Genomic DNA, 16,455 nt, shown 5'->3' with positions numbered 1-16,455 from the left:
AGCCCATTGGAATACAGGATTCAAGCCGCTTAAGGTTTTTTATTATTTCCACTGTCTACTTGACAGGGAGCTGTTCAAACGATGAGACTGACTCTTTTTTTTCTAACTAGTTTAATACTTTAACTGTAACTGTTTTACGTCCCCAGCTACTTGATGAACCTTTGTCTGGCATTAAAACGTCGATTTTATTTCCTTTAATAGCTCCACCAGTATCACCAGCAATTGCTACTCCGTAACCTTCAACCCATACTTTTGAACCTAATGGAATGACACTTGGATCAACTGCAATTAGTTTCATGTTTGGATTAGCTGTTAAGTTATGACCCATAGCCGATTTCACTTGGTCTCCTGCTTTGTAACCATTTTCAAGTGGATCTGCTGTGTAAGCTGTTGCTTCAACTCTTAACTCACGAGAAGAAGATGGTGCACTTGTTTCAGTTTCTTTTGCAACAGGTTGTTGTGTGGCTGGTTTTTGAGCTTTAGCCGCTTCACGAGCTTTAGCTGCTTCTTGGGCTTTAGCCGCTTCACGAGCTTCAGCTGCTTCTTGAGCCTTAGCTGCTTCACGAGCTTCAGCATCTGCTTGAGCTTTAGCCGCTTCACTAGCTTTAGCTGCTTCACGAGCCTTAGCCGCTGCTTGAGCTTCAGCATCTGCTTGAGCTTTAGCTACTTCACGAGCTTTAGCCGCTTCTTGAGCTTTAGCATCTGCTTGAGCTTCAGCTTCTGCCTGAGCTTTAGCTGCTTCTTGAGCCTTAGCTGCTTCACGAGCTTTAGCCGCTTCTTGAGCTTTAGCATCTGCTTGAGCTTCAGCTGCTTCGCGAGCTTTAGTTGCTTCCTCTGCTTTAGCCTTTGCTTGAGTTTCAGCTAATTCCCCGGCTTTAACTGCTTCACGAACTTTAGCTGTATCTTGAACGTTAGTTACTTTTTCAGCTTTAACTACTGGCTGAACTTTAACTGGTGCTTTCCCTGTTAAGTAAGGAACGTGTACATAAGCTGTTTGGCCGTTATATTCAAATTGAATCCAATCATTTTGTACTTGGTGTGTTGTTTCGATTACATCATCTTTTTTCAATTTACCAAGAATCGCTGAATCTGTATTTGCTCCAGCACGTACGTTTAATACGTTTGCTGTTACGTAGTAAGTATCTTTAGTGTAGTCAGCGCTTATGAAAGCTTCTTTACCACTATTTAATTTAACTTTTGACCATCCGTTTTCTGTATGTAAAACGTTAATTTTATATCCATCTAATAACTTTCCGACAACTTTTGATTCAGTAGTTGGGTTTTCTCGTACATTTAGTACATCAGTTGTTACAATCGTTTCTGCTTTAGCAGATGTTGTGAAAATCCCAAGACCAAAAACCGCTGCTGTTGCTATACCCATAAATTTTTTCATAATAGCCTCCATTGCATTTGTTTTTCGTTGACCTCATTATAGCAACCATTATTTTCTTATTTGCGGAAAACACAAAACTACAAAGCATTCGTAATGAGGCGTTAATATTCTGTAATAATTCCAAAAATATCCTGATAACGTTTTCTTTACGGTTTTCGGGGGAATATAACATATGATTCATAAAATCAACACTATTTTAATTACTAATAGATTAGTAATATGTCAGTGGTGTTACCTGAATGTTTCATAGGTATTACGAAAGGGAGGTGTTTAACTGTTTGAATCGAAATGTAGTTATGAAAATATAATGTTTTTGCGTGTGAAGTCATATATATAGGATGAATTTTAATAAAATAGAGATATAATTGTTACAAAATAAGTTGTAGTATGGAAAAAATTACGCCTTGAATTTGTGTTATTACATAGTATTTTTGCAATAATAGGATTGCAGGATAGTTGTAATGTGAAATGGAAGTTGCAAGGATAAAAAGGTAATCGCAACATGAAACATATATAATAGAAGAAACATGATTTAAAGGGACGATATTGTTATGAATTGGTTTGCTAATTGCTGTAGATTCATATTCTTAATAAAACGTTGATAAAATTGAATTTTTCTTCAATAAAATAAAAAACGTAGGAGTTTACACTCCTACGTTTTTTATTTATTCATATCGTAAACATTCAATTGGATCAAGTTTTGCAGCTTTGTTAGCTGGTAGTAGTCCGAATGCAATACCGATTAGCATTGAAATACCTACTGAAAGAAGTCCAAGTTCTTTTGAGATAACAAGTGGCCATCCAGCAAAGATTGAGACGATCCAAGCGAAGAAGATACCAAGCATGAATCCGATGAAACCACCGAGTCCCGTTAAAATACAAGATTCGATTAAGAATTGCGTTAATACTTTACCGCGTGTTGCACCAAGTGCTTTACGAATACCAATCTCACGTGTACGTTCTGTTACAGATACAAGCATGATGTTCATTACACCGATACCACCAACAAGTAATGAAATAGCAGCGATACCACCGAATACCATTTTCATCATACCGATTGATTCATCTAGTTGCTTCGTAAATTCGCCCATATCTTGAGCTTCGAATTTATGCTCAAATTTAGGAGCTTTCATTTCATTTAAAACAGAAGCGGCTTGTTTTTCTACACTTTTACGTTCTGCTGGCGAAGTTAATATTAATCTTACAGAGTCATACTCAGTTACTCCTGAGATTACAGGAGCGTTTTCAAGTGATGTATAACCTTCTGACATAGCCATTCCGAAATCATTTTTCGATTCGTACACACCGACTACTTTATATGGCTTTCCTTTTATGTCAGTGTATAAATTTGATTCCCAGCCGTTAAATAATTTATTGAAAGCTTCTTCATTTAAAATAACAGCAGGGATTGCTTGCTTTAATTCACTATCATTTAATTCACGACCGTGAACTAATTTTATTTTCGCATCTGTCATGAAGGCGCCTGTTCCACCTTTTAAATCAAGAGAGACATCCTTTGAACCAGAAGATGCTTTTACTTTCATACTTACATCTGGATAAACATCTTTAACGCCTGGCACAGTTTGAAGACGTTTTAACATATCAGCTGTAATTTTGGCATTATCAGTTCCGTAATCAGGGTTGTTGTAGTAAATCGTTACTTCCGTATCTTTTCCTTGGCCTAACTCTTTTTTAAACTTTGCATTTGTACCATCACCCATTGAAATGATAGTAATAATGGCGCTAATACCAATAATAATACCTAGCATTGTTAATATAGAACGCATTTTATGAGCAAAGATAGAGGAAAGGGCCATGCGTATATTTTCACTCGTGTTCAAAATTAACCTCTCCAATCTTGGACGATATTTCCGTCACGAATTACAATTTGACGTGCTGCAGCTTCCCCGATTTCGCGGTCATGGGTAATCATAATGATTGTTGAGCCTTGTTTGTTTAATTCGTAAAAGAGGTCCATAATTTGTGTACTCGTTTTCGTATCAAGTGCACCCGTTGGTTCATCAGCTAAAATGAATTTGGGGTTATTTACAATTGCACGGGCAACGGCAACACGCTGCTTTTGACCACCGGATAATTCGTTTGGTAAGTGAGTAGCTCGATCAGCTAAACCAACTTTTGTTAAAGCGGCTAATGAGCGTTCACGTCTTTCTTTTTTATCGACTCCAGCGTAAATAAGAGGTAGTTCTACATTTTGAAGTGCTGTAAGTCTCGGTAATAACATGAAGTTTTGAAATATGAACCCGATCTCTTTATTACGAACATGTGCAAGTTCGGTTTCAGACATGTTTGAAATATTTTGTCCCGCTAATTCATACGTACCTGTCGTTGGTTTATCTAAGCAACCGATAATGTTCATTAAAGTTGATTTACCAGAACCAGATGGTCCCATAATAGAAGTAAATTCTCCTTGGTTTAGAGTTACGTCAATTCCGTGTAATATTTGAACGGACTCTGCACCATTTTGGAAGGATTTCGTGATGCCTTTTAAGTTAATCACTGGGCGACAACCTCCATACCATCTTTTAAGTCTTTTTCAGGTTTCGAGATAATTTGCTCTCCTTTTTTCACTCCAGAAACTTTTGCTTCGCTATCTGTCTCGAATTCAACAGTAATCGCTTGTTCTTTCGCTTTACCATCTTTTACAACAAAGACAACATTTTTGTCACCTTTTTTCACAATACTGCTCTTCGGAATAACTGTACCAGTTGCTTCGCCAGATTTACTTGTTACGTAAACGTGGAAGCCGTTTTGTAATTCTTCACTATTATCTAATGTGACAGTGAATTGATAGTTAGAAACTGTTTTGTTTTCATCCATGCTCTTTAATGGTGTAGAACCGATTTCTGTCACTTTTCCTGTCCAAGTCTTACCAGCGACAGTTTTTGAGGAAACAGTTACTTCTTGCCCAACTTTCATACTAGCAAGCTCATACTCAGAAAGTTGACCTTTTACTTTAAATGGACCAGCGTGACGAAGTGTAATGCCGCTCATACCTGTTTTTTCATCGGCAGTTTTTACGATATCATCAATTACACCATCAGTAGGGCTCGTTACAGAAAGGGTGTTTACTTTCTCTTTTGCTGCTTTAATCATTTCATCAGCTTTTTCAACTTCAAACTTTTTCATTTCAAGTTGTGATTCGAATTGCCCAACTTCGACTTCTGATGCTTTTAATGATTCCTGAGGAAGTCCTGCGTTTTTATCTTTTTGTAATTTTTGTTTCGCTGCATCAATCTGTTTTTGGAACAATGTTACTTCTTTTTGTGCGATTTTCTTTTGCATTTCTGCTTCTGTTACACCTTGTTTCGCAGTAGGATCATTATATTTAAATAGAAGCTGTCCTTTTTTTACTTCGTCACCTTTTTTTACAGCTAATTCGTACGTACCTTTTGTTGGATCAAATGAAATTGTTTCAATACCATTTGGAATGACTTCGCCACCAAATTTTTGTGCATTTTCAATTTGTTTTTCCGTAACTTTATATCCGCTATATGCCATTGCTACATCTGAACTACCACCAGCAAATGCAAAATATGATCCAGCTGCAATTCCAATTGCTACTACACTAGTAATTAACACTTTATTTTTCTTCTTCATCTATTTATCACCTTTTCGTTCGTTTTAGTATCTACATTAAGTATAAAAGAGGTGAAGAATCTGACAAATCGTTTTAGCTTACAATAACCTTACAGTTTTGTAAGGTATGAATATGTAGATGTGAGGTAGGGGTTGTCTTAGCCTAAGCAGATGAATTGACTCGTTGTTTCTTTCTTACAATAATATTATATGAAGGAGAGGAGGAGAGAAGATGGAAGCTTATTTTAGTGCGCAACCATTAAAGCCATTTATTCCATACTCAAGGCAACATGCCATTATATTATTTATTATGTTGGTAGGAATATTCTTTCTATATCAATATCAAGATTTATTACGTCAAAGTGAGTGGAATATAACGGTTCGATATGCAATTGCATTTCTATTTATAGGAAGTGAGATTGGACTTCATATGTGGGAATGGAAAGCCGGGATTTTTGAGCTAGGCACCTCATTACCATTTGAGTTATGTACGATTAGTTTATTGTTAGCATCGATTATGATTGTAACGAAAAGTTATCGATTATATGAGGTTGTATTTTTCACAGGAATTATCGGTGCATCACAAGCTATTTTAACACCAAACTTGCAATACGCTTTCCCGCATTTTCGCTTTATAGAATTCTTCATTGCACATGTATTACTCATTTGGGCACCGCTCTTTATGACGTGGGTAGAAGGATATAGACCGACCTTGCAATCTATTAAGCGTACGATGATATTTTTAAATATAATAATTCCAATCGTTTCATTTGTGAATTATAAAACAGGCGGTAATTATATGTTTTTAGCCCATAAGCCAGAAACTGCATCATTACTCGATATGTTAGGACCGTATCCTTACTATATTATTTCATTAGAAGGTGCAGCGCTTATAGGATGTTTCATTTTGTATATGCCGTTTGCGAAAAGAGAAGGGCATGCGCATAAAGAATCACTAGGATCATAACCTAGTGATTTTTTATTTTATAAATATTTACAATTCAGAAAATTAAGAATAAAATTAGGAGGTAAATTACATATAGAGAGAAGGGAAAACGTGGTCAAAAAAGTTTTTCTGAATGGGATGGAAGTGACGATTCAATTTATTATTTCGATTTTGGGTATTATTTGTTTAGGGGCACTGCCGAAGTTATTTTATGGATTTGAGCTGCGTGCATCAACGTACATAAAGAGTTTAAAGGGAATATTTGTGAATTTAATGGACATCTCCAATTTTAAATATGTGGGAGATAAATTTTTATTTCCACAGTTGTTTGTCCATTATAAAGAAACGATTGTTATATTTTTAGCTGCTTTTTTCATTTCATTATTTGTAGCATTTTGTATTGTTTATGTGATTATGAGTAGTTCACTGCGTATACAACATCGCATTAAATCATTTCTCATCTTCCTAGAATCCATTCCAGACATTCTTCTTATTTTAGGATCACAAATTTTAGTTATATGGTTTTTTAAACAAACAGGTTTTTTACCTTTTCAAATTGCGTCAATTGGAGGCGAGTCGATTAGAGGATTGCCAATATTTTGTTTGAGTATACCGACTACGATTCTGTTTGTAAAAATGTTAGTGCTTCGTTTTGAAAATGAGCTAGAAAAAGATTATGTACTATTTGCTAAGGCGAAAGGGCTGAATCGCTTTCATATTTTAAATCGTCATGTATTACGAAATGTGTTGCTTAGTACACTTTTCTTTGCGAAAACGAATATCTTTTTTATGTTATCTAATTTATATATTATAGAATGGATTTTTAATACGGGTGGTATTTTTATGTTTTTGAAATCGTATGAGGGTATTAGGGTTGAGGTTTTCATCGTTAGTGTACTGCTTATTTATATTCCAATTTTTATTTTATTTAAATTGTTTCATTATCTCATTCCAGCTGCGATGAAGGAGAGGCTATAATATGTGGACGTATATAAAACGCGATAAAAGATTTTGGATAAGCATTGGGTTTCTTCTCATATTAGTTCTTTTGAGCATAGGAAATACGATATGGAATGATGGACAGATTAAAAAAGTTACATTGCAATATGATGCGGCTGGAAATCCAGAAGTACCACCGTTTTCACCTTCATTACAATTTTTACTCGGGACAGACCGGAAAGGATATGACCTTTTACATTTAGTCATTGAAGGCGCGAAGTGGACGATTGGTATATCTATTTTAATTGCAGCACTTAGAATGGTAATAGGTGTGTTTTTCGGTGTTGTACTCGGAACGTATGTAAAAAGAGGGTTTTCTAAGATTGAGGCTTTTTTTGATAGTTTTACAGTTATTCCGACAGTTATGATTGCGTATTTCTTTCTTCAATCTGTGAATCTATTTGGAAGTGGAGAGGAAACAACAACTTTTTTTGAACGGGCTTCGTTTCAAGTTGTATTACTTGTAATGCTTGTGGTGCCAGTTATTGCACTGTATGTTGCGAAGGAAGTTCGTAAATTACAGACGGAAGAATTTATTGATGCTGCCCGCATATTAGGCGGATCAAGAAGACACATAGTTATAAAACATATTTTTCCGCATCTCTATATGACGTTTATACTCGTATTTCTTCAACAGTTTACTCAAACTCTTACAATTTTACTTCATTTAGGGCTACTTGAGGTGTTTTTTGGTGGGACGGTCCAGTTTGGTGGACCGATAGGGATAAAAGAAATAGATTCTTACACGCATGAATGGTCCGGTTTAATAGGAGTGTACTTTAGATCCTTAACAGTGCATCCATGGATTCCTCTTGTCCCAATTACATTTTTCGGGCTTACCATTTTTTCAGGAAATATGATTGTAAAAAGTATAGAAGAGGCGATGATGAAAGTAAGGTTAGGTGGGGAGATAAAGAAGACAAATGTAGAAGAGGAACAATCTGCTGTGCAGTCAAAAGAAGAGTTGTTTACGTTTAAACATACGATGTGAAAATAAAGAAGAAGCAAGCATAATCAATGCTTCTTCTTTATTTTGTAGAAACTTCACCTTCAGTTTCTGTTTGCGGAATAAAGTATCCGACTATACCACCAATTATTGCTGGAACAATCCAGCCAATACCTAATTCATAAAAAGGAATTGCGTGTACGATATTAGCGATAAAACTTGGTATCATTCCCACATTATCAAGTGCATGAATACAGCTAATAAGGAATGCCGCAATCATCGCTCCGATATAGACAGAAGGTTTACGTTTCGTATATTTATCAATAAAGGATACGAAAATTAAAATGATTGTAATTGGATATAAAATAATTAATACGGGTAATGTAATTTTGATTAATAAACTTAAACCTAAGTTTGAAATAACGAAACTAAAAATACAAACGCATAGTACAAGCTTCTTGTATGAAACATTTGTTAATACTGTTGTGAAATAGTTAGCGAATGCACTTACAACACCGATTGCAGTCGTTAAACAGGCAAAGATAATTGCGATACTTAATAAAACATTACCGCTTGTCCCAAAAAATTGATACATAACAGTAGCTAATAGCTGACCGCCGTTTTCAAATTGTCCTAGGTTCCCATTTGAAGCGCCGATATAGCCGAGTAAGAAGTAAACAATTGTTAGGAACAGGGCCGCAATGCTTCCGCAAATAATTGTATATTTCGCAATGGATTTCTTATCTTGTATACCGTTTTGACGAATTGCATTTACAACAATCGTTGATAATACGAGTGCTCCGATTGCATCTAATGTTAAAAAGCCTTCAAGAAATCCTTTGAAAAATGGAATTTCTTTATAGTCACCGATAGGTTCTGTGAATGATCCTGGTGAAAGAATTGCCTTTGTTGCCATAATTGCAATAATTACAAGTAAAATGGGTGTTAATATTTTACCGATATGATCTACTAATTTTGATGGATTTAATGATAAGAAGTAGACGACTGTAAAGAAAATCGCACTAAAGACTAACATAGAGTACCATTGATCTGGGAATAGTGGTGCAATCCCAATTTCGTAAGATACAGATCCAGTTCGTGGAATAACAAATAGTGGGCCGATTGAAAGATAAATAATGATAGCGAATACTGCTGCGAATTTTGGATGAACACGGCTCGCTAAAGTATTAAAGCTACCACCAGCAAGGGCAACAGCGACGATAGCTAGTAAAGATAAACCGACGTCTGTAATAATAAATCCTGTAATGGAAATCCACATATTCTCTCCGGAAGAAAGGCCGAGAAGAGGCGGGAAAATCATATTACCAGCACCGAAGAAAACTGCGAATAGTAGTAAACTAATCGAAAGTATTTGCGCTGGTTTTAAAGTTGTACGCATATAAAGAAAAGCCTCCTAATGAGTGTTTTTGTCGAAAATTCAAATAATTTGTCGAGTAACTGTTATTATTTTAAAGGTCTGATGACTAGAAAGCAAGAGGGAATTTTATAAATATTAAAAAATAATGCATTAAATTGAATAAATATACTATTTATATGTTAATTAGGAAGGATTTAACTTTAAATATAAAAACACACATATCGTTACGATATGTGTGTTAAAAGAAAATCTTTTTATCACGTTCTTCTTTTAAAATTTCAACCGCTTCGCGGAAACGTTGTGAATGGACAATTTCTCGTTCGCGTAAAAAGCGTAAGCTATCATTTATATCGGGATCGTCTGATAAATCAATTAGCCATTGATAAGTCGCTCGGGCTTTTTCTTCAGCTGCAATATCCTCATATAAATCTGCGATAGGGTCTCCTTTTGCCTGAATGTAAGTTGCAGTAAAAGGAACGCCACCTGCATTATGATAAAACAAAGCGCTATCGTGATTAGCGTACTGCGTATCTAATCCGGCAGCTTTCATTTGTTCAGGTGTTGCATCTTTCGTTAATTTATAAATCATCGTAGCAATCATTTCTAAATGGGCGAACTCTTCTGTACCGATATCGGTTAGTAAGCCAACGACTTTGTCAGGAATAGTATAACGCTGATTTAAGTAACGGAGGGCGGCAGCTAGCTCACCGTCCGCACCACCATATTGTTCAACTAATAATTTGGCGAGTGCTGGATTACAAGTACTCACTTTAACTGGATATTGTAATTTTTTTTCATAAATCCACATAGTTTCTCTCCTTTATCCCGCTATTTGCTGCCCGTAAACTCCACTTGATTAAAGTTTCATTTTATATTTGCCATGGCCACGGTCCTTGGCTCCATTGCCATGGAGCGTTAGAATAACTATTTCCGAACTGCTGAAGTGGCCCGTATTTTTCTTCAATTTTTTGTTGTAATACTCTTCGTTTATAGGAGAAATCGTTGAATTGATTTATAGCTGCAGTATCGTCGGGATGCGTATCTAAATAGAGGGTAAGTTCAACTAATACAAAGTCTAGTTCTTGTAGTTCTTCAATCCATTTGTAATATTCATCAGGCAATGTTTGTGTCACGTTTTTATTCACCGTCCTTTTTTGTGAGGATTTTCATAAAAATCATAAAAAGCAGGCCATAAAGTCCCTTTTCTTAAAGCTTCTTTTGGTGGGAATTGAGGTAAGTTAGGTGGTTGAAAGCCCATAAATAGGTGTGGGGGAGTTGAGTAATATTTCTTTCCAATTGGAGGACAAGGATCATTTGGACCGTGATAAGGTATGTAAGATTTCATGAATTTATCCATGTTACACGCCTCCTTTATAAATGAAATATTCATTACTACGTATTGTATTCGTACATAATTGCAAATTATGACTCATATAGAAAACTAAAAGGGGCAGGGGGAGTGCGGATGGAAAGTGCTACAACATGTATTGTCTTAGAATCCAAAAATTTAAAGGAAACATTATATTTTTATGAAGGAATTCTAGGGTTTAAACCGAGCAAGGAGAGGCCACAAATACGTGTAACAGGTGTGTGGTATGATATCGATTCAACGAGAATTTGTTTTGTTGTAAACAGGGGACTGGGAGAGCATAGAGAGACTGTTATATCATCAGTGAAGGAACTATTGTTAAAAACTACAAATATCGAGCGGTTAAAGAAAAAGTTAGCGTTTTATCAAATATCATTTGTAGAAGAGCGCCGCGGTGAAGAAGTTAGAATAATATTTCATGATCCAGACGGTTATACACTCCAATTTATTTCAATAGAGAACATGGGAGAGAGCCTTTTATAATGTAATAATCTGAATGGCGAATGAAAAAAATATTGACAAGCTTAGGCAAATATTTTAATGTGATTGTATAAAATTGTGTATATAAAGGGGAGTAACTTATTACAGTAAAGTCGTCATTACAGGGAGAAACCCTCGGCTTTATTGGCAACGTTTCGTTGTTAGTGAGACCTTTACCAGCAATGGTAAAGGCCCCTTATTGTCTTTTTTAGGACCCTTACCATATTTGGTAGGGTCCTTTTTGTATACAAAGAGAGGAGAAATAAAATGAAAAAACTTATTAGTAGATTAAGAGTTGTATTTCATGTGCGTCGTTTTGTTCCATTCCTATTTGACTTTTTTACTTCAAAAGAGGTTTCAATAAAGAAGAAAATCTTATCCATTGCTTTTTTAGTTGGTTATGTAGCGATGCCGCTCGATTTAATTCCAGACTTCTTACCGTTCATCGGTATTTTAGATGATATTGGGATTGTATTATTTATTTTGAACCGAATTGTAAAAATGGCGCCAGTTCAATTGCAAGAAAAGCATAATGTAAATATTGGATAGGAGTTGAAAATATGGAGCAAATTATTTTAGATATAATCGAGTTTTTAAAGCAGTTTTCTTATTTTGGAGTTGTACTGGCTTTAACATTTGAATTTATTCCAGCAGAAGTAGTTTTGCCTATGGTTGGATATTGGGTATACGAGGGAGATATGAATTTTTGGCTAGCGGTATTAGCTGGGACACTGGGGGGAACGACAGGGCCGTTAACGTTATATGCACTCGGTTATTACGGTGGTCGTCCTCTATTAATAAAATACGGGAAATACTTCTTTATTAAAGAAGAACAAATTCAAAAAGCAGATGATTTCTTTGAGAAATATGGACCAGTTGTAGCATTTGTTGGACGCTTTGTGCCGGGAGTTCGAACGCTTATTTCTGTTCCATGTGGTATGGCAAAAATGAATATATGGAAATTTAGTATTTATACATTTGTAGCAATGTTCCCGTTAACGACTTTATATGTCTATTTTGGAATGAAATTAGGTCCGCATTGGGCAAAGGCGGCGGATGTTGTTGGACAATATATGCTACCGATATTACTAGTCGTGGTTATTGTTGTAGGTGGTATTTTAATCTATAAATTTATGAAAAAAAGAAACAGAACGGAATCTATCTAGTCATTGGTACTGGAATTTGCATATTTTTTGAAAATAGATGAATAGTACAGGCAAAAGACTCTGAGGGACATACACATATAGGGAATATAAAAGAGAGAGGGGAAACAACTATGTCTTGTGAGTGCTCAGGGTCAGCATTAACTTGCTGTCCAGATAAAAATTATGTGCAAGATAAAGTGTGTAGTCCGTGGTCTGCTACTGTAGTTGCGACAGCAATTGATAATGTTCTCTATACAAATAATATTAACCAAAGTAGTTGGTACTGGCTTTGTTAAATATGATGTTGGACCAGGCCCGATTACTGTAGAAGCACTGGATTCTGCTGGGGCTACAATTGATACACAAACATTAAACCCAGGAACGAGCATTGCTTTTACGTATCGTCGCTTTGCTAGTATACAAGTTGTGTTACCTGCAACACCTGCTGGAACGTATCAAGGAGAATTTTGTATTACAACACGTTATCCGCTTTCATAGCAGAATAGGAGAGGATCGAAATGGGAATGAGAAGTTCCGGTTTGTCTTGTTGTTCTAATAAAACACTTGTGCAAGATCAAGTATGTACAGACTGGTCTATTACAGGTGCTGGTACTCAAATTGTATATACGAATAATATTACGCAAGAAGTATATGGTTCAGGTTATGTGAAATATGATGTAGGTGCGAATCCGATTACAGTTGATTTTTTAGTAGGTGCAACAGTAGTTGATACAATTACTGTACAACCACAAAGTAGTGGTACTTTCACTGTACGATATTTTACGACTGTTCGAATTACTACGACAGGAACAACTGTTAATCAAGGAGAGTTTTGTATTACAGTACGTTATCCAATTTCATAAAAAAAGCATACCGTAAATGGTATGCTTTTTTTAAATTGAAGAAGTAATAAAATTGGTATTCTATAAGCAACATGTAAATTGGCAACAGTACTTGCCTTCTAAATATAGTGAAGGATTATTTTGTATATTAATAATACTAACGGATTTTAAATCTTTACCTGTGTAAGATATTGTATTGCCAGGAAACACAGTGAAAATATTGGTTACTGCTCCAATGATTTGAATTGTAATTGCTTCAGTGCTGCTAGTACTATTGTAAACCGAGACAGTACCTGATATAAGCAGTATCCCATCACTTTGCCACAGTATCATTGATTGTAGTGCATCTTTGGCAGAGGGAATGGTGTTATTAGTTATGAGGAAATTCCCTGCAAATTCATTTGTTACTCGCTCACAACTTGGATTTGGAGGAGGGGGCGGTGGACAAGGGTCTGGACAAATGATAGATAAAGGAGCGAAACAGCCAATATTTTTTTTGTTCTTCAATACAACCCCTCCTTTGTAAGTTGTCTTTTACTACTATTAAATGTAGAAGCATGGCCGATGTGTTAAGAAAAGAAGAAAATTTTTAAAATTAAGATTGTCTAATAGGCTTACAGCTTAACTTATCATTAATGTTATAGAAAAGATTATATGTGAATAGACATGGGAAAAGAATGATCAGACTCTTTTAGACAAAAGGTGGTTGTATACAATAGTACGAGTAATGTTGGACTTAACACCTAATTAACTGTATATTTACAAAAATCTAATAAAATTCATTTGTTATTTAAACGATATTAATATGTTTAAGATAAAATAGCCCTTGTAATGAATCAATTATTATGAGGAGGATTCACGTGGAAAGAACTGCTTTACGAAAAGTAAAAGGCCTTATTGGATTATTGATGGTTTTTGTATTAGCTTTTGTATCATTGCCGTGGAATACACCAGTCAAAGCGGAAGAGAAAAAACAAGAAAAATCGCCAAGTGAGAAGAAACTTGTTTTTCCAGTTGTAAGTGATGTGCATATTAAAGATAGTGGAACAGATGATACATTTCGCTGGAAACGAGCGATTGAGCAATTCAATACGCTTGCACCAAAGCAAGATGCTTTTGTTATTGTAGGTGATTTCACAGATACAGGATCGTTGCAACAATATGATCGTTTCATGCAAGTGTATAACGAAAATGCAAATAAAGATGCGGTACGAATGAATTCTCTTGGTAATCATGATTATTGGAACGGTTTATCTGAAGAGGGAGCGCAGAAGCGTTTTTTAGAAAAGACAGGAATGGAATCGATTTATTATCATAAAGTGGTAAAGGGTTATCATTTTCTTGTTATGTCTCCAGAGAATGGAACAACACATGGATATTATTCGGACAAGCAAATTAATTGGTTAAAAGAAGAAATGGCAAAGGCACAAAAAGATGATCCGGAAAAACCGATTTTCGTATTTTTACATCAGCATATTAAAGATACAGTATACGGTAGTCATGAATGGGGAACACAAGATAGTGCAAAAATTAATGCAGTGTTAAAAGAGTACCCGCAAGCCATTACATTTTCAGGTCATTCACATTATCCATTAGATGATCCAAGATCGATTCATCAAAAAGACTTTACATCTGTTGGTACATCTTCTGTAAGTTATATGGAAGTTGAAGGTGGTAAAGTTCAAGGGAATATCCCGTCAGGAGCTAGCACGTTAAGCCAAGGGCTATTAGTAGAAGTGGATGATAAAGAAGTAACAATTAATCGCCGTGATTTCCATACGAATTCTTGGACAGGCGAGCCATGGAAAATTCAGTTGCCATCAAAGAAAGAAACATTTACGCATGTAGAAGATCGCGATAAAGAAAAGCCATCTTTCAAGAAAGATGCAAAGTTGGCAGTATCAAATGTAACGGAAAACGCAGCAACTGTGACATTCCCACAAGCAGTGGATAACCTTCTTGTTCATTCTTATCGCGTACAAGCGAAGGATAAGCAAACAGGTGAAATTAAAAATAAGTTATTAGCATTCTCAGAGTTTTATCGTGATCCAGTGCCAAAAGAACTTACATTCACACTTGCAGGATTAGATGGCGGGAAAGCATATACACTTGAAGTAGTCGCGATTGATTCGTTTGGAAATGAGAGCGTGCAGCCATTAACTGCAGAAATCACAACGAAAAAAGATAACATTGATCCGAATGTAAAGGTGCCAAAGGCAGACGTTTTTGATGTGAATTTCTTAGATGGTACATTTAAAGATAACTCACCGTTTGGGACAAAAGGTGATGTGAAAGGGAATGTATCTATTGAATATGATAAAGCGTTGAAAACAAATGTAATGAAATTAAATGGAAAAGCAAATACATTTGGGTATCTTCCATTTTCAGCAGCACAAAAAGAAAAAGTAGCAAATTCATTTACGTTAGAAACTGTATTTTCAATGAATGAAATTCGCGGACAAGGTATTTTGCAAAATACAGAGAGTGGTGGAATTGGTTTTGAGTCTACAGGAAGTGGCTATGTAGAATTATGGGCTCATATTGGCGGAAGCTATAAACGTGTGGGTGTTCAATTAGAAGCAAATAAAACGTATCATTTAACAGGAACATATAACGGCAGTGAAGTAGCAATTTATGTAGATGGTAAAAAAGTAAATAGTCAGCCAGCTCAAGGGAAAGTATATCACCCGAACGTACCATTTGCACTTGGTGCAGATCCTGATAGTAACGGAAATGGCGGTATTCCGTTAAATGGACAAATTACACTCGCAAAATTATATAGTAAAGCATTAAGTTCTTCAGAAGTAGTAGCGGCATATAACGAGTTTTCTACTCGTACAAAATTAGAGCAAGCAAATACGTTATATGAAGAAATCGGAAAAGCGAAAGAAGTATTGGCAGGTACTTATGAATTTGGTGAAAATCCAGGTCAATATTCTCAAGAAGCTTTTAAAGAATTACAAAAAGGCTATGACAATGCAAAGAAAGTGTTTGAGAATATAGCGAGTACAGGAGAACAAATTGTTCAAGTGTATAATGAATTAAAAACAGCAAACCAAACATTTGTACAATCAAAAGTGGCAGAAGAACAGCCTAAAACCCCGAAAGAAAAATTACAAGCGAATGTTGAATTTGCAAAAGCTTTAGTAAAGAAAGCGCAAGATGGAAATATAAAAGATGGTTCAGTTAAATCATTAAGTCAAAAAATCACTGTTGCAGAAGCTGTGTTAAAAGATAAAAATGTAAAAGATGAGTATGTAGAATCAATGAATCGTACGTTAGAGCATGCTATTTCACTCGTTGAAAAAAGTATCAATAAGTAAGGTATAAGAAAAAGAAGCTTATCATGATAGGCTTCTT

At 35.5% G+C, this 16,455-nt stretch carries 16 protein-coding genes and 2 pseudogenes; 9 read left to right on the top strand and 9 right to left on the bottom strand.

The features are described from left to right. Positions 1–106: 106 nt before the first annotated feature. The 4 genes and pseudogenes from entC to JDS80_RS22265 all read right to left on the bottom strand — a co-directional run bounded on the left by entC (position 107) and on the right by JDS80_RS22265 (position 5,011). Positions 107–1,517 (bottom strand): annotated as a pseudogene (entC, locus tag JDS80_RS22280) (cell wall-binding protein EntC). Positions 1,518–2,058: 541 nt separating this feature from the next. Beyond that, complete coding sequence (locus JDS80_RS22275) at positions 2,059–3,210, bottom strand: ABC transporter permease (protein ID WP_414645782.1); 1,152 nt, start codon at positions 3,208–3,210, stop codon at positions 2,059–2,061. Between the two features lie 26 nt (positions 3,211–3,236). Further along, positions 3,237–3,911 (bottom strand): ABC transporter ATP-binding protein, encoded by a 675-nt coding sequence (locus JDS80_RS22270; protein WP_016094728.1) that lies wholly within the window; start codon positions 3,909–3,911, stop codon positions 3,237–3,239. Then, positions 3,908–5,011 carry an efflux RND transporter periplasmic adaptor subunit gene (locus JDS80_RS22265; protein WP_199639989.1) on the bottom strand — a complete coding sequence of 368 codons (1,104 nt, stop codon included), beginning with the start codon at positions 5,009–5,011 and terminating at the stop codon, positions 3,908–3,910. The genes JDS80_RS22270 and JDS80_RS22265 overlap by 4 nt, the downstream gene beginning before the upstream one ends. Before the next feature lie 211 nt (positions 5,012–5,222). On the opposite strand from JDS80_RS22265, the gene JDS80_RS22260 reads away from it, so the two are divergent. The 3 genes from JDS80_RS22260 (at position 5,223) to JDS80_RS22250 (ending at position 7,926) form a co-directional block, all read left to right on the top strand. Further along, a complete protein-coding gene (locus JDS80_RS22260; protein WP_199639988.1) occupies positions 5,223–5,957 on the top strand; it encodes a YwaF family protein in 735 nt (244 codons plus the stop codon). Between the two features lie 90 nt (positions 5,958–6,047). Beyond that, positions 6,048–6,914, top strand: coding sequence for an ABC transporter permease subunit (locus JDS80_RS22255; RefSeq protein WP_071771157.1), 867 nt, complete (start codon positions 6,048–6,050; stop codon positions 6,912–6,914). A gap of 1 nt (position 6,915) precedes the next feature. Then, positions 6,916–7,926, top strand: coding sequence for an ABC transporter permease (locus JDS80_RS22250; protein ID WP_199639987.1), 1,011 nt, complete (start codon positions 6,916–6,918; stop codon positions 7,924–7,926). Positions 7,927–7,963: 37 nt separating this feature from the next. Here JDS80_RS22250 and brnQ2 read toward each other — a convergent pair whose 3' ends face one another. The 4 genes from brnQ2 to JDS80_RS22230 all read right to left on the bottom strand — a co-directional run bounded on the left by brnQ2 (position 7,964) and on the right by JDS80_RS22230 (position 10,616). Beyond that, on the bottom strand, positions 7,964–9,280 hold the full coding sequence (gene brnQ2, locus JDS80_RS22245; protein ID WP_199639986.1) for a branched-chain amino acid transport system II carrier protein BrnQ2: 1,317 nt from the start codon (positions 9,278–9,280) through the stop codon (positions 7,964–7,966). A 217-nt stretch (positions 9,281–9,497) separates the two neighbouring features. Beyond that, positions 9,498–10,067 carry a spore coat protein CotJC gene (gene cotJC / locus JDS80_RS22240; RefSeq protein WP_199639985.1) on the bottom strand — a complete coding sequence of 190 codons (570 nt, stop codon included), beginning with the start codon at positions 10,065–10,067 and terminating at the stop codon, positions 9,498–9,500. A 61-nt stretch (positions 10,068–10,128) separates the two neighbouring features. Next, positions 10,129–10,392: a spore coat protein CotJB gene (locus JDS80_RS22235; protein ID WP_000194953.1), complete on the bottom strand. Its 264-nt coding sequence runs from the start codon at positions 10,390–10,392 to the stop codon at positions 10,129–10,131. Positions 10,393–10,400: 8 nt separating this feature from the next. Continuing rightward, positions 10,401–10,616 carry a spore coat associated protein CotJA gene (locus JDS80_RS22230; RefSeq protein ID WP_000357170.1) on the bottom strand — a complete coding sequence of 72 codons (216 nt, stop codon included), beginning with the start codon at positions 10,614–10,616 and terminating at the stop codon, positions 10,401–10,403. Positions 10,617–10,724: 108 nt separating this feature from the next. Between JDS80_RS22230 and JDS80_RS22225 the strand changes: the two genes are divergently transcribed. The 5 genes and pseudogenes from JDS80_RS22225 to JDS80_RS22205 all read left to right on the top strand — a co-directional run bounded on the left by JDS80_RS22225 (position 10,725) and on the right by JDS80_RS22205 (position 13,116). Further along, positions 10,725–11,111 carry a VOC family protein gene (locus JDS80_RS22225; RefSeq protein ID WP_071747824.1) on the top strand — a complete coding sequence of 129 codons (387 nt, stop codon included), beginning with the start codon at positions 10,725–10,727 and terminating at the stop codon, positions 11,109–11,111. Positions 11,112–11,375: 264 nt separating this feature from the next. Further along, complete coding sequence (locus tag JDS80_RS22220) at positions 11,376–11,657, top strand: YkvA family protein (RefSeq protein WP_000733843.1); 282 nt, start codon at positions 11,376–11,378, stop codon at positions 11,655–11,657. Positions 11,658–11,668: 11 nt separating this feature from the next. Beyond that, positions 11,669–12,274 (top strand): DedA family protein, encoded by a 606-nt coding sequence (locus JDS80_RS22215; RefSeq protein ID WP_071711315.1) that lies wholly within the window; start codon positions 11,669–11,671, stop codon positions 12,272–12,274. Between the two features lie 110 nt (positions 12,275–12,384). Then, a pseudogene (locus JDS80_RS22210) lies at positions 12,385–12,751 on the top strand (DUF3992 domain-containing protein). A gap of 20 nt (positions 12,752–12,771) precedes the next feature. Next, positions 12,772–13,116, top strand: a complete 345-nt coding sequence (locus JDS80_RS22205) for a DUF3992 domain-containing protein (protein ID WP_000525803.1) — start codon at positions 12,772–12,774, stop codon at positions 13,114–13,116. 60 nt (positions 13,117–13,176) lie between these two features. Here the strand turns inward: JDS80_RS22205 and JDS80_RS22200 are convergent, their stop codons facing one another. Next, the gene (locus JDS80_RS22200; protein ID WP_199639984.1) at positions 13,177–13,602 is read right to left on the bottom strand and encodes an S-Ena type endospore appendage; all 426 of its coding nucleotides are present in this window, start codon (positions 13,600–13,602) and stop codon (positions 13,177–13,179) included. A gap of 353 nt (positions 13,603–13,955) precedes the next feature. On the opposite strand from JDS80_RS22200, the gene JDS80_RS22195 reads away from it, so the two are divergent. Then, on the top strand, positions 13,956–16,418 hold the full coding sequence (locus tag JDS80_RS22195; RefSeq protein WP_199639983.1) for a LamG-like jellyroll fold domain-containing protein: 2,463 nt from the start codon (positions 13,956–13,958) through the stop codon (positions 16,416–16,418). Positions 16,419–16,455: the final 37 nt, after the last annotated feature.

The sequence above is a fragment of the Bacillus cereus group sp. N8 genome (assembly GCF_016483685.1).
In the GTDB taxonomy this organism is placed as follows: Bacteria; Bacillota; Bacilli; order Bacillales; family Bacillaceae_G; genus Bacillus_A; species Bacillus_A proteolyticus.
This window is presented reverse-complemented; position numbering and strand designations above follow the sequence as displayed.